This is a genomic window from Clostridium beijerinckii (assembly GCF_018223745.1).
In the GTDB taxonomy this organism is placed as follows: domain Bacteria; phylum Bacillota; class Clostridia; order Clostridiales; family Clostridiaceae; genus Clostridium; species Clostridium beijerinckii.
In genome coordinates this window covers 5,243,293-5,262,546 of the sequence record NZ_CP073653.1, presented here as the reverse complement: position 1 = coordinate 5,262,546, position 19,254 = coordinate 5,243,293, and the positions used below count along the sequence as shown (strand labels likewise).

12 protein-coding genes are annotated in these 19,254 nt (G+C 28.9%); 10 read left to right on the top strand and 2 right to left on the bottom strand.

Annotated features, from left to right (window positions below; translation table 11 throughout):
• Window positions 1-230 precede the first annotated feature (230 nt).
• The 5 genes from KEC93_RS23495 to KEC93_RS23475 all read left to right on the top strand — a co-directional run bounded on the left by KEC93_RS23495 (window position 231) and on the right by KEC93_RS23475 (window position 9,224).
• On the top strand, window positions 231-629 hold the full coding sequence (locus KEC93_RS23495; RefSeq protein WP_077867896.1) for a hypothetical protein: 399 nt from the start codon (window positions 231-233) through the stop codon (window positions 627-629).
• A 429-nt stretch (window positions 630-1,058) separates the two neighbouring features.
• Window positions 1,059-4,220, top strand: coding sequence for a cadherin-like beta sandwich domain-containing protein (locus KEC93_RS23490; RefSeq protein ID WP_238892608.1), 3,162 nt, complete (start codon window positions 1,059-1,061; stop codon window positions 4,218-4,220).
• 453 nt (window positions 4,221-4,673) lie between these two features.
• On the top strand, window positions 4,674-6,524 hold the full coding sequence (locus KEC93_RS23485; RefSeq protein ID WP_012060849.1) for an NTP transferase domain-containing protein: 1,851 nt from the start codon (window positions 4,674-4,676) through the stop codon (window positions 6,522-6,524).
• A 123-nt stretch (window positions 6,525-6,647) separates the two neighbouring features.
• Complete coding sequence (locus KEC93_RS23480) at window positions 6,648-7,343, top strand: sugar phosphate nucleotidyltransferase (RefSeq protein WP_077867895.1); 696 nt, start codon at window positions 6,648-6,650, stop codon at window positions 7,341-7,343.
• Window positions 7,344-7,901: 558 nt separating this feature from the next.
• Complete coding sequence (locus KEC93_RS23475; RefSeq protein WP_077870076.1) at window positions 7,902-9,224, top strand: IS3 family transposase; 1,323 nt, start codon at window positions 7,902-7,904, stop codon at window positions 9,222-9,224.
• A 34-nt stretch (window positions 9,225-9,258) separates the two neighbouring features.
• Here KEC93_RS23475 and KEC93_RS23470 read toward each other — a convergent pair whose 3' ends face one another.
• Both KEC93_RS23470 and KEC93_RS23465 read right to left on the bottom strand, forming a co-directional pair.
• The gene (locus tag KEC93_RS23470) at window positions 9,259-9,624 is read right to left on the bottom strand and encodes an NAD(P)H-dependent oxidoreductase (protein WP_146951007.1); all 366 of its coding nucleotides are present in this window, start codon (window positions 9,622-9,624) and stop codon (window positions 9,259-9,261) included.
• Window positions 9,625-9,630: 6 nt separating this feature from the next.
• Entirely contained in the window at window positions 9,631-10,239 is a 609-nt protein-coding gene (locus KEC93_RS23465) for a TetR/AcrR family transcriptional regulator (RefSeq protein ID WP_017212122.1), read from the bottom strand.
• A 533-nt stretch (window positions 10,240-10,772) separates the two neighbouring features.
• On the opposite strand from KEC93_RS23465, the gene KEC93_RS23460 reads away from it, so the two are divergent.
• The 5 genes from KEC93_RS23460 (at window position 10,773) to KEC93_RS23440 (ending at window position 19,206) form a co-directional block, all read left to right on the top strand.
• Window positions 10,773-12,233, top strand: coding sequence for an oligosaccharide flippase family protein (locus KEC93_RS23460; protein WP_017212123.1), 1,461 nt, complete (start codon window positions 10,773-10,775; stop codon window positions 12,231-12,233).
• Window positions 12,234-12,647: 414 nt separating this feature from the next.
• On the top strand, window positions 12,648-13,745 hold the full coding sequence (locus KEC93_RS23455; protein ID WP_012060844.1) for a DMT family transporter: 1,098 nt from the start codon (window positions 12,648-12,650) through the stop codon (window positions 13,743-13,745).
• 1 nt (window position 13,746) lies between these two features.
• On the top strand, window positions 13,747-14,013 hold the full coding sequence (locus KEC93_RS23450; RefSeq protein ID WP_017212125.1) for a hypothetical protein: 267 nt from the start codon (window positions 13,747-13,749) through the stop codon (window positions 14,011-14,013).
• A 415-nt stretch (window positions 14,014-14,428) separates the two neighbouring features.
• Window positions 14,429-16,831 (top strand): diguanylate cyclase, encoded by a 2,403-nt coding sequence (locus KEC93_RS23445; RefSeq protein WP_077869849.1) that lies wholly within the window; start codon window positions 14,429-14,431, stop codon window positions 16,829-16,831.
• Window positions 16,832-17,040: 209 nt separating this feature from the next.
• On the top strand, window positions 17,041-19,206 hold the full coding sequence (locus KEC93_RS23440) for a YhgE/Pip domain-containing protein (protein WP_077869848.1): 2,166 nt from the start codon (window positions 17,041-17,043) through the stop codon (window positions 19,204-19,206).
• The last annotated feature ends 48 nt before the right edge of the window (window positions 19,207-19,254 follow it).

Sequence of the window (19,254 nt, the reverse complement as noted above, 5' to 3'; positions counted from 1 at the left end):
TTTAATACAATATACTGATATAATATTTGGTATATTGTATTATTTTTTATAATAATACTTACAGTAAAGAAGTGAGTTCATATTTAAACTAATAGGTTGTAAAATTTTGCAGGATTTGATTACGAATGTATATCATAAAAAATTAATGGATTATTAATAATATAAATGTTGATAGATCTTATTAATTATACTATATTTTATATTAATAGAATTCAAGAGAGGTGAAGTCCATGGATAGGTTAAGAAGATTTATGTTTGGAAGATATGGTGGAGATGAATTATCTAAAGCATTACTTATTTTATCTTTTATACTACTGTTGATAATGAATTTCGTACCAAAGGATTTAAGATTTTTAACAATATTAGCATATATTCCTGTTATTATATGTATGTTTAGGATATTTTCAAGAAATATATATAAGAGAAGAAATGAGAATTATAAGTATTTAAAAATTAAAAATAACATAGTAATGTGGTTCAAGAATAATATAAATAGAATAAAAACATTAAAAAACTATAAATATTACACTTGCTCAAATTGTAAGCAAAAATTAAGAGTGCCAAGAGGAAAAGGAAAAATTTCTATTACATGTCCGAAATGTAATAGTTCGTTTAAAGGAAAATCATAAAGTGTTTCATTTAGGGAATATGAATAAGATTATAGAAGTTTAATAAAAGTACCTTCCATAATATATAACTGCTGTATTATATTATGGAAGGTTATTTTTTATTTAGATATTAATATAAGATTATTCATTATTTTATATTATATGATTTTTAGGTAAATTTAATGAATACGCCTTAATACATTCATATAAAGGATATAAATGTCTAAAGGCACAAGGAAATGATTCGATAATAAATAATGGAATGTATTTAAAATTAGTAAAATAATAGTAATTTATTATAACATATTAACACATAAGGGATTTATATAAATTTAGATATTTTTTATTTAATATAATTCTAAGATATGTCTTAATATGATGAGATAAATAGGCGAGCGGCTATATATAAACTAAATTTTGAATTTGAAGCACAATTTAAGGAGGACGAGAATGATGAGCAAGATTAAAAAAAGGTTTATAGCGCTAATAGTGGTATTTACAAGTATAATATCACTTATACCACTTGGATTTAATTCAGAAGTGGCAAAAGCGGATGATATACCTGCAGAAGCTACAGCTAGCAGAGTAAATTTAGATGGAACTATGACACCTCTTCCAAGTAGAATAGATAGCACTACTCAAGAAGAGATACATACTGCTAATTCTCTTGAGGATAATTTTGATATATCTCTTAAAAATATTCAAAAGACTCAAGCTGAATTGATACAGCAGGCGAAAGATTCAAAATCATCAATTACTGGAGTAACAAAGCAGGAAATAGTTGTTAAGGCTATAAATGAAGCTATACTAATCAATGATGATGGGACTGCCAATACAGACGGACAAAATGCTGTGGCAGGGATGGGAATAACTTTAAGTTATAGTAACAGTACTGGAAATGGTGGGCCGACTCCTGTAGAAAATGATTCAGAAAGAATAGGAGTAAAGATAACAGGTTTACCAGCAGGTGTTAATAAAATTAAATATTCAGTTAAAATAACAACTTTGTCAATAATATATAAAGAAACTAAAAATTCTGACGGAACTGTAACACAAGATGCAACTCCGGATCCAGCTGGAGAAAAGACAGTTACAAAATATGAAAAAACAATAACAATAGAGAATGGTAAGGATTATGCAACTAACCAAATAAGTGAAATGACATTTAAAGCTTATGTTGGTGATGCAGATGCATTTAATGATAAAGATGAGATTTTAGATGCCACAAAAAATGAAAATAATACAGTGCCATTTTTATATTCGACTACGGTGACACCAGATCCTAATATGAAATTAAGATATAATTTTGATGTGCCAGATTCACTTTCAGCATTAAAATATATCATGACTTTTGGAGATATGATTAATTTAGATAAAGGTGTTGAATTATATAAAAATGGTATACGTGCTGTTGATGGAAGTTTCAGTCTTAATGGACAGAAATTATCTGGAGATTTATCAAATCGAAGTAAGTCAGATTTAATAGTAATTAAGGTAAACTCAGTTACTAATGACAGTAGCTCTACTGTAAAGATAGCGAAGGCATATGCAGTAGAAATTAGATACAATAAATTAGATGCAGAGAAAGATTATAGCTTAAAAAATGCAGGTATAACAAAGCTTGATTTTAATGACGATGATGATGTTAAAGCGTATATTGGAAAGGCATTTACTGTCACAAAAACTACGTCTGGTTTTTCGGAATATAAAGGAAAAATATACGTAGATTCAAGGGCAGGAATGATAAGTATAAATCCTACGTTAATAAGATCTCAATCCAGTAACAATGTAGCATATACTGTGACTAATAATTATAAAGATTCATCAGGGAAGACTAAAACTGAACAGTCGCAGCTCAAAAATGGAAAACAATATGTTAATTTTGATACGAGCTCAGATTATAATCAGATACAGATAGATGCCTATGAGGGCAAAGATGGAAATATAACCAATTCATCACAGATATTAGCGAGATATCTATTAGATGTCGTTGTTATAAATAATGATAATAACTTTACAATGAATTTAGAATTTAGTAAAACTACAGATAGTAATAGTGATGTGGTGTTAACACAACCAGGAGTAACTAAAGCGAATAATGGGGAAGTTAGTTTTACTTTATCTAGGCGTAGTTATGATTTGTATTATGGGTCGCCTAATGCAAATTCAGTTATAGTTTCTTTTACAGGTCATCAAAGTGATAAGCATGAATATATAAAAGTATTTTTTGCGGATGATGTAAATAGTACTAATCTTGAGGAGGCCACTGAATCAGTAAATAATTTGCCTGATAAGGATCTTTTAAGAAGTACTAGCCTTAATGTTAATATTGCTCATAGTAGAAAGAAAATGGTTGTTCAAGCATATTATGATAAGGTTGAAATAAAGAAAGATGAGAATGGTCAGGATGTAAAAGTCAAAACTGGTACGTATACTGTAGGCGATAGTTATGTGTTTTATCTTCCGGAAAATTTTACAGGTGAAGTGACACCAGATCCAGGAGCAAGTTCAAGCAATGCTTCATTAAATTCATTAAAAATTTCAGGATATACTTTAACTGATAGTGATGGGAATTCAGGATTTTCAAGTGATAAATTAGATTATACAACTACTGTGGCAAAAGAAGATACAACTGAAAAGATAACAGCAATAGCCCAAGATGATAATGTTAAGTCAATTATTGCAAGTATTAATGGAAGTGATGCAACTTATGATTTAACTTCTGGAGAATCAAATGAAATTCCTTTAAATACAAATGGGAATACAACTATAACCATAGTTGTAACAGCACAAGATGGGAAAACTAGTAAAACATATAGCATTGTAATTAAGAACAATTCAAAAGGTAGTAATGCGAATTTGAAAAATGTTATTCTTAGCCAAGGAGACTATACATTTGATCCTAAAGAAGATATAACTAAAGTTCGAGTTGATCAAAATGTATCTAAGATTAATGTAACTCCAATAGCAGAAGATTCCAAATCAACAATTAGTGTTAATGGAGAGGAATATTCAGATTCTGCAATAAGTGTTAGCCTTAAAGGAGCTCAGAAAACGGAGATCGATATAGAGGTTATATCTGAAGATGGCAAGGAGACTAAAACTTATACTTTAGAAGTTTATAGGGTTGACTCTTCTGATTGGAATAACGATGATAATAATAATGATAGTAGCAGTGATGATGATCAATTTTATGATGATTACAATGATTGTTGGGTAGATTTAACTAAGTATGATGAATGGGGAACAGTAAATGGGAAACCAGTATACTTTGATAAAAAAAGCAGACAAGTTAAAAATGCATGGGTATCTACTGGCGGAAAGTACTACTACCTAAATAATTTAGGATACAGAGCATCAGGTTGGAAGGTTGATGATAAGACTGGTCAAACATATTACCTAGATCCAACAAACGGAGAGATGAGAAAAGGATGGATGAATTTAAATAATAGCTGGTATTACTTGGGGTTAAATGGAGTAATGAAAAAAGGCTGGTTAAATTTAAATAGAAAATGGTATTACTTTACTCCTAATGGACAAATGGTTGTGAATCAAAGTATGTATATTGATGATGGTGTATATAAATTTGGACAGGATGGAGCTATGTACTAAAAATATTTATAGTTTTGTTAAGCTATGACTTTTAATTACATATAGCTCATAGAAATAAAGATTATGCTATTTCTACAGTTTTAAAGGAATTATGATTGGTGTATGTAAGATTATATTTACAAATCAAATACGTACGTGTATAACAGGGATTTAGAAATTTCTATACAAAAAGGCACTAAGAGGGAGGTTTTTCAACTTTCGCTTGTCTGATTAAAGATTTAGGCAAGCGAAAAGTTAGTTTAGCTTTCCTCTTAGTGTTTTTTAAAAATATTAAGAGTTCAAATTAAAACAAATGTATTTGATTTTAAACAAGTATCATATAGAGGCGAACTTTGGGGCAGAAATATACAAGGGAGTTTTTATTGACAACTGGAATTTTAGGGAATATAATAATTATAGTTCAAAATTCGAACAATAAATACTATGTTTAATTAAAGGGGAGTTAGGTGTAATATGTTAGAAGATAGGATAGAAATTTTAAAAACGCTGAATGATAATTTTAATATTAATCAAAGAGAATTGGCTAAAAGAACTAATATATCCCTTGGGAAGGTTAATGCAGTTTTAAAAGAATTTACCATGGATGGATTTATTGACAGAATAACAAATAATAGAGGAACTTTATATAAAGTAACTGAAAAGGGCATGAAGTTTTTAGAAGAAAATATTGCTTCTGCAAAAAGTACTAGATTAAAGATTCATGAAGAAGAGAAAAAAATAGTTAAACAAGCTGTAATACTTGCAGCAGGTAAGGCAGAGGAATTTGGGAAACCTGTAGGAATGTTGGATATTGAAGACTTTAGGCTTATTGATAGAACTCTAAACATTTTAAAAGAAAATGGAATAACTAAGACCGTTATAGTAACAGGATATGAAAGTCAGTACTATGAAGAAGCTTTTAAAAATAGTAAAAATATAATATTAGTAAAGAGCGATACTTATAAGTGGACAGGAACAATGCATTCATTATCTTTAGCTAAAGATTATATAGATGATGATTTTTTACTTATTGAAAATGATTTGATTTTCGAAAAAAGAGCTATTAAGGAATTAGCAGAAAGTCCAAATCGTGATTGTATTCTTTTTACAAATGAAAGTGGATCAGGTGATGAAGCATTTGTTGAAATAAGGGATAATCATTTATTTAAAATGTCTAAAGATATTCATCAATTTAATAGAATTGATGGAGAAATGATAGGACTTACTAAGATATCACATAAATTATATACAATGATGCTTGAAGAATTTAAAGGGAATGTAAATCCGTATTTAAATTATGAATATGTACTTTTAGATGTTGCTAGAAATTATAATATTGGTTTTGTTAAAATAGATGATCTTGCATGGGGGGATGCAGATAGTTCTAAGGAATATGAAAAAATCAAGAATTATCTTTATCCAACTATAAGAAGAAGAGAGCTAAGTTATGAGATAAGTAACATAAAAGCTATTGTTAGAGAATCATTAAAAGTAACAGATGAAGATATTACAGAAATTGAGCCAGCAGGTGGTATGACAAACAAAAATTATAAAATATGTGTTAAAGGTGATAGATACATATTAAGAGTCGCAGGTGTTGGAACGGAACAAATGATTAATAGAAACACAGAAATGTTTAATTCGGCGATTGCTTCTGAGAAAGGCTATAATGTAGAAGTACCTTATTTCAATCTTGAAACTGGAGTTAAAATATCTAAGTTTATAGAAAATGCTGAAACTTTAACTCATAGAAGTATTAAGAAAGAAGAAAACTTAAAGCAAGTTACAGCTATATTAAGAGACTTGCATGAATGTACTGATTTTCATATGGATAATGAGTTCAGTATGTTTAGGGAACTTGAAAAATATGAAGGGATTTTAACAAAAGATAATGGAAACTTTTTTGAGGATTATGCTGAAGTAAGAGAAAAGGTTATGGCTCTTGAAGAAGAATTAAATAGATGCAACAGAGTCTATGTACCATCTCATAATGATTTGGTTTCGGAAAACTTTGTTAAGGATACTGCAGGCAGAATTTATTTAATCGACTGGGAATACAGTGGGATCAACGATGATATGTGGGATTTGGCAGCTCTTTCTTTAGAAAATGAATTTTCAGAAGATGATATAGAGTTAATGTTTAGACTATATTTTAAAGGAAAAGATGCTGATAAAGATTCAAGAAGAAGATTATTAATTCATCAAATATGCCAAGATTTCTTATGGGCTGTTTGGACACTAATTAAGGAAGCAGAAGGAGACGATTTTGGTACTTATGGATTAGATAGATATAATAGAGCTAAGGAATATTTAAATAAACTTTAATTATAAATCAAATTTATAATTCTGGTTAGATATCACATAAGCTTAGGATATAACTTGTTTATTTATATGTATTGAAATTTAAGATGATTTATATATTTTTAATTAGCTGAGGAGAAGGTAGATATGAGAGCAATTTTAATGGCAGCGGGCATGGGAACAAGATTAAGACCATTAACTGAAAATACTCCAAAATCTTTAATAGAAGTCAATGGGATGTCTTTACTTGAAAGACAAATAATAAATTTAAAGGAGATTGGGATTAACGAGATTATAGTATTAACTGGATATCTCCATGAAAAGTTTGATGATATAGTTAAGAAATATAATTTAATCAAAGTGGTTAATGATAAATACGATATCTATAATAATATATATACTATGTATTTAGTTAGGCAATACCTTAGGGATGCATTTGTAATTGATGCAGATAACTATATTACAAGGAACTTCTTACCTAAAAGTAAACCAAAAACATCATTATATTATTCAGCTTGTAAAGAAAATATAATAGGTGAGTGGATTTTGAAATATGATGAAGATGGCAGAATACATAGTGTTGAAATTGGAAAAGAAGGAGATAAACCTGATTTTATAATGTCAGGAGCATCTTTTTGGACTGCTAAAGATGGCGAATTTATTTCTAATAAAGTTGAAGAAGCAATAAACAAAGGGGACTTTAGAGATTTATATTGGGATAGTATTGCTGTAGATAATCTTAAGGACATGGAAGTGCATATCAAAAAGATACAATCAAATGATATATTTGAAATAGATTCATTGGAGGATCTAGCATATCTGAAAAACGCACTTAAATTATAATTTAATGATATAAAAGCAAAATATAATATGGAAATATGAAAAACTACACTAAAATATACTTATTTTGATAAAGGTATATTTTTGTGTAGTTTTTTATGTAAAAATATATGTTTAAAAGGCTACTGAATATGTCTATTATGCAAGTGAGATTGATATTTCCAGGAACTTAATTGTATAATATTTGGGCTGCTATCTATAAGAGCGTTATTATCTTTTGAAAAAATCACTTTTCTTAAAATTAATCTTTTCTTATTGTATGTACGATTATGTAGGCCTAATATTTTGTAGGAAAGTTTGAAAATATCCTTATGTATTCTCATTTTAGTTTTTAAACTCACATCTTCCCAACTTATCTCATAAAGAGTTCTACAAAACTTTAAAGTGTTCTTTATTCCCAATGAATTAAGATTTCTCTTTAGAATTTTAGATGTATAAAAAAGACCAGCACCAGAAGTTAAAATGGAACCTATGAAATAGACACTAAAAAAAGACTATTTCAATAGGTTCTTTTTTTGTACAATAAAAGATAAGAAGAAATATAGTAAGGTTGTGAAAAGAATGAGTAAAAAATTATTTTCAGATGAAGAAATTAAAAGTTTATCAAAAAATAGATATGTTAAATCTGTAAGTAAACGTGGAATTACATATACAGATGAATTTAAAATATTGTTTATCGCTGAGCGTAGCAAGGGAAAACTACCTATTCATATTTTTCAAGATGCTGAATTTGATATAGATGTTATTGGAAATAATAGAATTTGGTGTGCAAGTAAAAGATGGCGTAATGCTTATAATGAATCAGGAGAGCTTGGTCTAAGAGATTCTAGAAAATTAAACAGTGGTCGTCCACTTAAACGTGAACTAACCGTTGAAGAAATAATAGCCAAAAAGGATGCAGAAATTGCTTATTGGAAAGCTGAGGCAGAACTATTAAAAAAAATCGAGCTGCAAGAAAGGCAGGTGAAAAATAGTAAACTAAGTGCATCATCAATCTTTGTAATAATACAACATATAATTTTGACATATAACTATAAAAATATGGTTTCACATTTATGCGAAGTAGCTTTAGTATCTAGATCAGGCTATTATAATTATTTAAAATCAACAGGCAAACGTAATCGTAGAGAAGAAAAGGATTTAGAATTGAAGGATATCATTCTTAAAGCATTTAATCATAGGGGCTACAAGAAAGGTTCTCGTTCTATAAAAATGGTGTTAGAGAATGAATTTAATCTTATAATAAATCGAAAATGTATACAACGAATCATGAGAAAATATAATATTGAGTGCCCAATTAGAAAAGCTAACCCTTATCGTAGAATGATGAAAGCTACTCATGAGCATACTGTTGTACCTAATATTTTAAATAGAGAATTCAAGCAAGATTTGGTCGGAAAAGTTTTATTAACAGATATAACTTATTTAACATATGGAGCATCCAATAGGGCTTATTTGTCAACTATTAAAGATGCTTCAACAAATGAAATTCTTTCATATCAGCTTTCCAATAGCCTTACATTAGATATAGCTACCGAAACTATTAAAAAGTTGATGAAAAATCACAAAAATTTACTAAATAAAGATGCCTTTATTCATTCGGATCAAGGAGTTCATTATACTAGTCCTAGATTTCAAAAACTTCTTAAAAAATATAAAATTGGTCAGTCTATGTCTAGGCGCGGAAATTGTTGGGATAATGCCCCGCAGGAATCATTTTTTGGTCATATGAAAGATGAAATTGACTTAAAAAGTTGTTCAACATTTGAAGAATTAGAAGCTTCAATTGATAACTATATGGAGTATTATAATAATTATAGATATCAGTGGGGACTTAAAAAGCTGGCTCCTGTACAATACAGAAACCAGCTCATAGCTGCCTAGCCTTTTTCAAAATGTCCTTGACATAGGAACCATTTTAAGTTGTTGACATGGACAATCCTATTTTATCATTTATTTGGGATCTTGAGCTACTTAATAGGTAACAACAAGATAGTCTGTGCAAAAACAGTTTCATTTCATTGCTAATATCACATTTTGATACTGGAGAAGCTATTATAAGTAAATCAGAGCTATCTAATGAATTTATGATGTACTCCATACCATTAACAGTTTTTGAATCAATATCGGGATAAGAAAGACGTCCATTGTAAATATAATCTTTTGATAAGAAAAATTCCGTGACTTTTAATTCAATATTAAGTTTAAGAGCATTTAGCAAGAGTTGCACACAATTATATGTATTTGTCTCGCTTGAGTTATCATAAATGACAATTACATTCACAAGTGATCATCCTTTCACTATATATGTGTCTTTAAATTCTGAAATATGATTTTCTAAGAATCTACGTTCTTTATCAGTTAAGTTTTCGTGCTTATAAAATAGTAAGAAAACTGGGGAGTAGAATTGAAGTGCTAATGTATAAGGGTCTTTTTTTATAAATACGTTTGAACTTATTAATTTTGAAAATACGTCAGCTTGAAAATCTAATATATCATCAATAAATATCTTATTATATAAATCTGAAAGTTTAGAGTTGTTACATTGCTCTATTGTCAGCAATTTTCTGAATTTAATCATATTCTCGTCTTCTAAGTAAAAATTAAAAATGTATGAACTTTTTTTGAAAAAGTATTCGTCAGATAACCAATTTGTTTTATTAGGAAGATTCTCATCAGAATTATCCCTAATTTTTATACTGTTCAAAAATTTATTTACTAAATCTGAATATTTTTGGATTATAGTATCAAAAATATCTTGCTTATTTTTGAAGTGATTATAAAGAGAACTTGCTTTTATGCCAACTGCTTTGGCGATATCTCTAACAGATATTGCATCAAAACCTTTCCTTGAAAAAAGATTTAATGATTCAGATATAATTTTTTCTCTTGTATTCATAAAAACTCCTCACAAAAATATTATTGCATAACTTTAAAGTGCTTAATTTATATTAATATATATCAAACACAAATACATATAAATTATAATTAGAGTTTGAGAAATAAGCATAATATTCCACTACTATTATCTTATAATTTAAAACTAACAGTTGTTAGTTTGATTATAACTCAAAGTAAGAAAAAAGTCCATAAATTTTCAACACTTTCCATATAATTTGTATATGAATTGACAATGAATAAACTAGAATGTACAATTGAAAAAGCGAAAAATATACACATATAAAAAAAGCGCGAAGCGCAACTAAGAACTTATATAAAAAAAGCGCGAAGCGCAACTAAGAACTTATAAAAAAGCAGGAAGTGCTAAAAACTGATATAAAAAGTGCGAAGCGAAGTCAATAACTTGTTAAGTAGAAATAAATTCAATTGGAACTGTGCATTTTAATAAAATAATTTCTAATTTATCACAGTGTGCTTAAAAGTCATTAAATGTGCATTGTTGATTAGAATACGTATATGGAGGACAAACAAATGGCTAAATCTATTTCAAAAAATGCGATATTCAAAGCAATGCTTAACTTATTTAACATAATATTGCCGATTTTGGTAATCCCATTAGTTACTAGATCAGTTGGTAAAGAATTATATGGTTATATGGGATATGGAGATTCTCTAACTGCTTATTTTTTAATATTCGCAAGCTTTGGAATTTACCAGTATGGACTAAGAGAAATAAGTAAAGTTCGTGATGACAAGGCTAAACTTAGACAAACGTTTACGAGCTTGTTTCTTTTTGCAAGTGTTACTAATATCCTAGCTTCAGCTGCATACATGATATTTGTAGCTATTTTTTATAAAAATGAACCATATTTTTATACATGTATAGTTATGGGATTTAATTTGGTATTTAATCTTTTTTACGTGGAATGGGTTAATGAAGCATTAGAAAATTATGATTTCATTGCTATTAAAACAATGATAGTTAGAATAGTATATTCTGCATTGATTTTGCTATTTGTTAGAAAACAAGAAGATTATTTGTTTTATTTATATTTAGTTATAGGATTTAACTTTATAAATAATATAATAAGTTTCGTATACGTAAAAAGAAAAGTAAGGTTTGATTTTTCTAATCTTGAATTTTTTAGACATTTAAAACCTATGTTTTACGTTGTAATTCTTTCTAATACAGGAGTTTTATATACTCAGCTTGATAAGATTATGCTAAAAGACAGTATTGGAGGGACTACCGATGTTGGATATTATTATATGGCTCAGAGGGTAACTACTATAGTAAGTACACTACTATTAACAGTTATCCAAGTTACTATGCCAAGGCTCTCTAACTACTTGGGAAATGAGTCTAAAGGTGAGTATTTGGTCCTACTAAAAAGGGTTATAAAGATATATTTTCTGATTTTATTTCCAGCATCTATAGGTCTTTTGTGCCTTTCTAAAGAGGCTATATATATCTTTGGAGGACCAGAATTTTTAGCAGCAGTTCCGGTTATGGTTATATTTTCAATACATATGTTAAGTGTTGGAGTTGAAGGGGTAATAGCAAATCAAATAATATATCTTCACGGAAAAGAAAAGTATGATGCAATGTTAGTATTAATTGGAGGAATACTTAATTTAATTTTTAATACAACATTATTTCTAACAGGAACATTTAATATGGTTACTGCTATAAGTACAACTCTTTTAGCAAATCTTATTGTAATAGGTTTAGAATATAGGCTGGTTAAGAAAGTTATAAAATTAGATATACATTTGTTCGCTTACGAGAATATAAAGTATTTCTATTATTCTTTGATATTCATTCCTATAACGTTTGGAATAAAGCTTGTTATACATAACATACTTTTTGGATGTGTAGTGGAGGTTTTTGCATGTGGCTTAATATATGCTGGAATTCTTATATTTACTAAGGATCAGGTATTTTTTGAGCTGGCAGACAAATTACTTTTGAAATTCAAGCTTAAAAGATAATTAGAATTGAATAAGAAATTAAGAGGATATTATTTATTATATAGCTCTTAAGTTAGAATCATGCGTTTGTTAGTGCTGTTGGGAATTGACATGTAAAATGTTAAAGATATAGCGCTTTCAAAGGCATGATTTTTTATTAAGTATTTAAATATGAATGGGAATAAATCAATTTAAAGCTTTTTATGAAAATTTATAATATTTTTTTATGTGAACATGTTGATTTGAACAGTGAACAATGATAATATAATTTTGTTCACAAAATGAACTTAAGGCTAAGGCATAATTAAGTTTAATATATATTCATTTTGTTTATTATATAGTATAAGGAAATAATTTAGTTTAAGAAGATTATTGTAAGGTAGAAAAAGTTAAAATTATACGAATAAGAAGTTATATTTAAGGGGGAGATTTTTGATGCAAAATATTATAAAAAATACCACAGTTAATGAAGCTGCAGTTATTGCAAAAAGGAAATTATCGGCACAATTTTTTAAAAAGGGTATTACAATAGCTTTATTTTCAGGTCTCATGTATGGATTCTACTCAGCATTTCTAACTTTGGGGATGACTAAAGGAGTTTGGGGAGATTGGACAGGAGTAAATTCAGCTGGTTTATCAGCTTTTGTTATTACGTATTTATTAGGGGCACTTGGAAGTGCAGTAAATGATGTTTGCAGCGCTGTATGGGCAGTGATTTATGCAATTATTAAAGGTAAGTTTGGAGATTTCTTAAGATGTATTAATACTACCCCGGGGCGTGTAATGATGTTAGCAGCTCTTATAGGAGGACCTATTGCTAGCACGGCTTATGTTATTGGGCTTCAGATGGCAGGGTCAATAGTTATTCCTATTACTGCCCTTTGTCCAGCTATTGGTGCTATTTTAGGTAGAATTTTATTCAAGCAGGAATTAAATAAACGTATGATATTGGGTATTGCTATCTGTGTTTGTGCAAGCTTTATGATTGGAAGTACAGGTATTACAGGGGATGCACCAAAAGGTATGCTATTAGGTATTTGCATTGCTTTCATCGCGGCTCTTGGATGGGGTTTTGAAGGTTGTGTAGCTGGCTATGGTACATCTATGATTGATTCAGAGATAGGTATTACCATTCGTCAGGCAACAGCAGGTCTTTCAAATTTAATTATATTCATTCCTATTTTAGGGATGATAGCAGGTGGAGTTAATATTTCAGCAGGGCTTGTGGCTCAAGCATTTACAAGTGGTTCTGCTATGATTTGGTTTGCTGCAAGTGGCCTTTGTGCATTTATTTCATTTATGACATGGTATAAAGGCAATAGTATGTGTGGTGCTGCACTTGGTATGGCTTGTAATGGTACATATTCATTCTGGGGACCATTTTGCTGTTGGATATTACTTGGTGTAATCTTTGGAATAGATGGATGGTCTCTACCTCCAATCGCTTGGGGAGCAGCAGTACTAATGATAGTTGGTATATTAGTAATTGCAATGAATCCGCTTGATTTATTCAGAAAAAAGGAGGTAAGATAGTATGAAACCACTTAATTATGCTATTTTAAAATACTTTACGAAAGTACCTGAAGCTTGTGCAGAAGACGTTATTGAAGCTCTAAAAGGTGAGTATGGTAAATTTAAGGCCCTTAAAAGAGATGCTGTAATTTCAGCTCTAATGACAGCAGAAGCTAATGGACTTTTAGAAGAAACAAGGTTTGATATGGATGAGGCAGGCAATTTAAGAGTTTATTATCATGCAAATGAAGAAGGAGCAGCTACAATTAATAAATATATTAGAGACTAATGATTATATATTTGTATTAATAAAAAAATGAATAATACTGGTGTAATCGTAGAATAAAAGACAATAATATATTTTAAAGTTCAAATATATGAAATGCACAACTCATACTGAGTGGTTAGGAATAAGGCACATAAACTTTTATTGTGCTTAAGGTTTTATTGAAACCAAAATCTCTAATCATGAAATATGAGGTGTGTATTTTTTTTGCTATAGAACAATAGTCTAAGTTGCAAAATTCTGATATAGAACGTTTCGAAATAATGATTAAATGATAAAGAAGAATGAAATATTGATATTAATTTGTTTATAACTACAAAAAAACACAATAATTAATATAATATGTATAAAATAATTATAAAATCTGATAAAATTAATATATAATTTGTCTATTAATGATATATTAATGAGGTGAAAGATGAATATAAGAAGAAAGTTTATAGTTTTATCTATATTATGGGGAATAATTCCTGCAATTATTTCGACAAGCATATGTATTTCAAATTTTAATACTAGAAACTTAGAATTAACTAAGCAGAATGTAGAAACTTTTTCTAAGGATCAATCTATACACTTAAAAGCTTTTTTTGATGAGAATATTAGTAATCTTAATAATGATACCAATATACCAATAGTAAAAAAAATATTAACTGCATTAAATAATAAAGAAGATTTAGAAGATAAAAGGCATGATATACAAGTTTTAAATGAAATCTTGGCTGGTAGAATGCAAGAAGAATTTTTTTTAAGTAGAGAGGTACTTGTTGACAAGGAGGGTGTAATTATTGCATGTGATAATAGTGAGTTCATAAATAAGAAGGCTATGATTCCTAATAATGAAGTTGAGAAGCTTAAGCAAAACGAAGTTGTTGTAACAAACATTATAGAAAGAGAAGATTTTAATGATGGAGCCAAAAGTGCGATAATTGCAAGCCCTATATTTGTAGGAGGCAAATACCAAGGTTTTATAGCTAATATAATGAATATGAATTATTTTGAAAAACTTGTAAACGATGTTAGCTTTTTTGATACTGGAAGAATACTGATAATGGACCAAAATGGCGCTGTTGCAGCTGGAACTAGCAATAATATAAAAGAAAATATAAAAAAGATAAATGTTCCTAATAATTTGTACGAGCAGTGGGAAAAGATAGATTTTGATAGTACACCTAATGGAATAATCGAATATAAAATTAATAACACTGAAAAGATAGGATATTATTCGAGGATTAGTAATACTGGCTGGATAGTATTAAGTGCAATTGAATTATCAGAATTTAAGACGCCAACTGAGAGAACTATAAAGAATACTGTGGCATTTTTTATAATTATTTCACTATTAATAACAGTATCATATTTATTTATAGTTAATTATTTCTCTAAGCCTATATATAAATTATTGGAGGTAATTAGAAAGATAAAACAAGGTAATATGGATGATCGATTTATATATAATAAGGAGGATGAATTCGGAGAAATAGCAACAGCATTTAATGGATTGATGGATACTATAGAAAAGAATAAAAAGCATATAGAAGAAAAAAATAGAAGGCTACAATCTCTAACATCCAATATACCAGGAGGAGTATATACGTGCAAAATAGAAAATGGAGAATATATTTTAGATTTTGTAAGTAGTGGGTGTCTAAGCATTTTAGGTTACAAAGAAGATGAATTTACTGAAAATCAAAGGCGTAAAAAATTAATTGAATTAATTTGCGAGGCTGATAGAGAAAGAGTAATGAGGGATATAAGAGAACAAATAAGTAAATATGGTAAGTACACTGTAGAATACAGGGTTAAAAGGAGTGATGGAGTCAATGTATGGTTATTAGATAACGGTCAAATAGTAGAAAATAGCTATGGTAAATTATTTAGCTACAGTGTAGTAATAAATATAACTGAATCCAAAATAACTCAAGAAGAGCTTAGAATGAGTGAGGAGCGCTATCGTATAATTATGTCTCAAACAGAAGACGCAATTTTTGAATGGAATATCCCCAAAGATACTGTTTATTTTTCTGGAAATTGGGAAAATAAGTTTAGCTATAAATCAGTTGTAAACAATGTTAGTGAGATTATATATAAAACAGATTATATTTATAATGATGATATAAAGAATTTTGGAAAATTGCTTAATGGTATTATATATGGGGATACATATAAAGAAGCTGAAATTAGAATAAAGAAAAATACTAATGAATATATTTGGTGCAAAATAAGAATAACTGCCATGTTTGATGGAAATGGAGATATATTTAAGGCCATAGGGATAATTATTGATATTGATGAAGAAAAGAGAGAGAATGAAAAACTTTTATTTAAAGCACAAAGAGATAGTTTAACTAGCTTATATAATAAAGGAACAGTACAAAATATGATTGAAGAATATATGAAAAGTGCTAAGAAAGGCGATAGTGGAGCGCTATTTGTTGTAGATCTTGATAATTTTAAAGCTGTAAATGATAATTTAGGTCATCTAGCAGGAGATTTTGTTTTAACTGACATTTCACTAATGTTTTCAGAGATATTCAAAGAAGATTCTATTGTAGGACGAATAGGTGGAGATGAATTTGTGATATTCCTTAAAAATATTACATCGGAAGAGTTATTAATTGAAAAAGCAAAAGATCTAATGAATGGTTTTAGGAGTAATAATACCGATGAAGTTTTAAGTCAAAAAGTTTCTGGAAGCATAGGAATAGCAAAATATCCAGAGCATGGTAAGAGTTTTAAGGAACTTTTTACAAATGCGGATAAAGCAGTCTACTTAGCAAAAAGTAAAGGTAAAAATAATTATTGCATTTTTGAAGAAAATTAATTATACGAATAATAAGATAATACTGATGGGATAGTTCTCATCAGTATTATTTTTGATTAGAATCTATTGTTGAGTTGTCGTAGTAAAATCATAAAAGTGCTTTTGAATTATTTAATACTTTAATGGAGAACATAAACTTAGCATTGTTATACTTGTATTGTTTAATTGTGCCTTAACATTAAGTTCAAGAAGGAAGGTATGCAAAAGTTATGAGTACAATATTTAAAATTTACAAAAGGGATATAAGAAAAATAACAACTAATATTCCTCTCATGATTATAATAGTAGGGTTACTTTTCGTACCTGCTTTATATGCATGGATTAATATAATAGCTTCTTGGGATCCATATGGAAACACCAAAGGACTTTTAGTGGCAGTAGTAAATAATGATGAAGGCGCTCAATTTCAAAACCTAGAAATTAATATAGGTAGAGAGGTAATAGATAAGCTAAAAGGTAATGAAAGTATTGGATGGACTTTTGTTAATGAGGATGAAGCAGAAAGTGGAGTAAAATATGGTAAGTATTATGCTAGTATAACTATACCTGAAGATTTTTCAAGTAATCTTCTCTCAGTTGCAGCGAATGGTGAACCTAAAAAAGCTAAACTTATTTATTCTGTTAACGAAAAAATTAATGCGATAGCACCTAAAATTACAAAAAGCGGATTAACCAGTTTGCAAAATGAAATAACTAGTTCTGTTACAGAAGAAGTAAGCAGTACTGTGCTTAATTATATGAATGCTTATGGTATTGAACTTGAGAGGATTAAGCCTCAGCTAGAAGAACTTATGAATATTATAAATGACATAGATAATAACCTGCCTCAAATTGGTGAAGGCATAAATAATGCTTATAATGGGGCAGTAGATCTAAATAACTTTATACAAAATATTCAAGGGAATATACCTAATATAACAAATTCACTGAACAACGCTCAAAATGCTGTGCAATCCAGTAATGATTTTTTTACTAAGGCTAATGACACAATAAAAAATATATCTCCATATGTTAGAACAGATTTAGCTACAGTAAAGGCTAATTCTGCTGCAACAAGAGATGCACTTAGCAGCATTAATAATTCCATTGATACAGATGTTAAGGGGCAGCAGGATATTCTAAGATCGGCTTCAACTAAAATGAATAATGCACTATCTGCTGTTAATAATGATATAAATATACTTCAGTCTGTAAATAATATTTTACATAGTAGTGCAATATCTAATTTTATAAATAAAATGCAAAATATTAGGGATCAATTAGTTCAAAATAAATTAAATTTAGATGCTTTGATAACTACATTAAGTAATGGTAATAAAATTTCTTCCGATGCAGTAGAATCTCTAATACAAGGAATAGATAAAACATCACAACTTATTGATGATTCAATAAATAATTTTGACAGCGCTATTTCGCCAGCAATAAATAGTCTTGTGAACAATACAACAAATATGGCAAACAACTCATTAACACTTTTAGAAAGTGCAAAAAATAATATACCTTTAATAAATAGTCTGCTAAAAGACGCTAATATTGGTACTGATTTAGGAGCAGAACAGATTAAAAATATTAAAGATAAATTTCCAAAAACTGAGGAGACTATCCACAGTAATGTTGAAAAATTTAAAAGTTTGAGTAATGATGAAAAATTCAACGAACTCACAGGTCTTCTACAGAAAAATACAAAGGATGTAAGTGATTTTCTGGCAAATCCAATTGAGCCAGTTCAAAATAGGGTATTTCCTATACCTAATTATGGATCAGCTATGGCTCCATTTTACAGTACTCTTGCTATATGGGTAGGTGGATTTACATTACTTTCTATACTGTCTGTCCATGTAGAAGCGCTGGATGATGTCAAGAATTTAGGAACTACAAAAATGTTTTTTGGCAGGTTCTTAACTCTTGCAACCCTTTCATTACTCCAAGCCATTATTATTGTTTTAGGAAATTTATTTTTTATTAAAACTTATTCTGTAAGTCCAGTAATACTTTTAATATTTTCTATGTATGTAAGTATAATTTTTATAATGATTATATACACTTTGGTATCAGTATTTGGGAATGTGGGTAAAGCTTTAGCTTTAATTATAATGGTGCTTCAAGTTTCAGCATCAGGAGGAACTTTCCCAATACAGCTTACGCCTAAATTTTTTCAAAATATAAGTCCAATGCTTCCTTTTACATATGCGATAGGAGGAATGAGAGAGGCAGAGGGTGGGATTATCTGGAGTTCCTTATATTACAATATTGGAATTTTATCTATATATTTTTTCATATCAATAATTATTGCTGTATTTTTAAAAGAAAAGATGAATAAGAAGTCAGAAAAATTTGTTAATAGGATGAGAGAAAGTGGATTAGTAGGAGAGTGAAGATAAGCGCTAATTAAATTATGTTCATTTTATGTAAATGTATGAGCC

Coding starts and splice junctions, on each gene's coding strand:
- KEC93_RS23460 (WP_017212123.1), top strand. CDS start 10,773: ATGGCTAAATCTATTTCAAAAAATGCGATATTCAAAGCAATGCTTAAC.
- KEC93_RS23440 (WP_077869848.1), top strand. CDS start 17,041: ATGAGTACAATATTTAAAATTTACAAAAGGGATATAAGAAAAATAACA.
- KEC93_RS23490 (WP_238892608.1), top strand. CDS start 1,059: ATGATGAGCAAGATTAAAAAAAGGTTTATAGCGCTAATAGTGGTATTT.
- KEC93_RS23445 (WP_077869849.1), top strand. CDS start 14,429: ATGAATATAAGAAGAAAGTTTATAGTTTTATCTATATTATGGGGAATA.
- KEC93_RS23480 (WP_077867895.1), top strand. CDS start 6,648: ATGAGAGCAATTTTAATGGCAGCGGGCATGGGAACAAGATTAAGACCA.
- KEC93_RS23465 (WP_017212122.1), bottom strand. CDS start 10,239: ATGAATACAAGAGAAAAAATTATATCTGAATCATTAAATCTTTTTTCA.
- KEC93_RS23495 (WP_077867896.1), top strand. CDS start 231: ATGGATAGGTTAAGAAGATTTATGTTTGGAAGATATGGTGGAGATGAA.
- KEC93_RS23455 (WP_012060844.1), top strand. CDS start 12,648: ATGCAAAATATTATAAAAAATACCACAGTTAATGAAGCTGCAGTTATT.
- KEC93_RS23485 (WP_012060849.1), top strand. CDS start 4,674: ATGTTAGAAGATAGGATAGAAATTTTAAAAACGCTGAATGATAATTTT.
- KEC93_RS23475 (WP_077870076.1), top strand. CDS start 7,902: ATGAGTAAAAAATTATTTTCAGATGAAGAAATTAAAAGTTTATCAAAA.
- KEC93_RS23450 (WP_017212125.1), top strand. CDS start 13,747: ATGAAACCACTTAATTATGCTATTTTAAAATACTTTACGAAAGTACCT.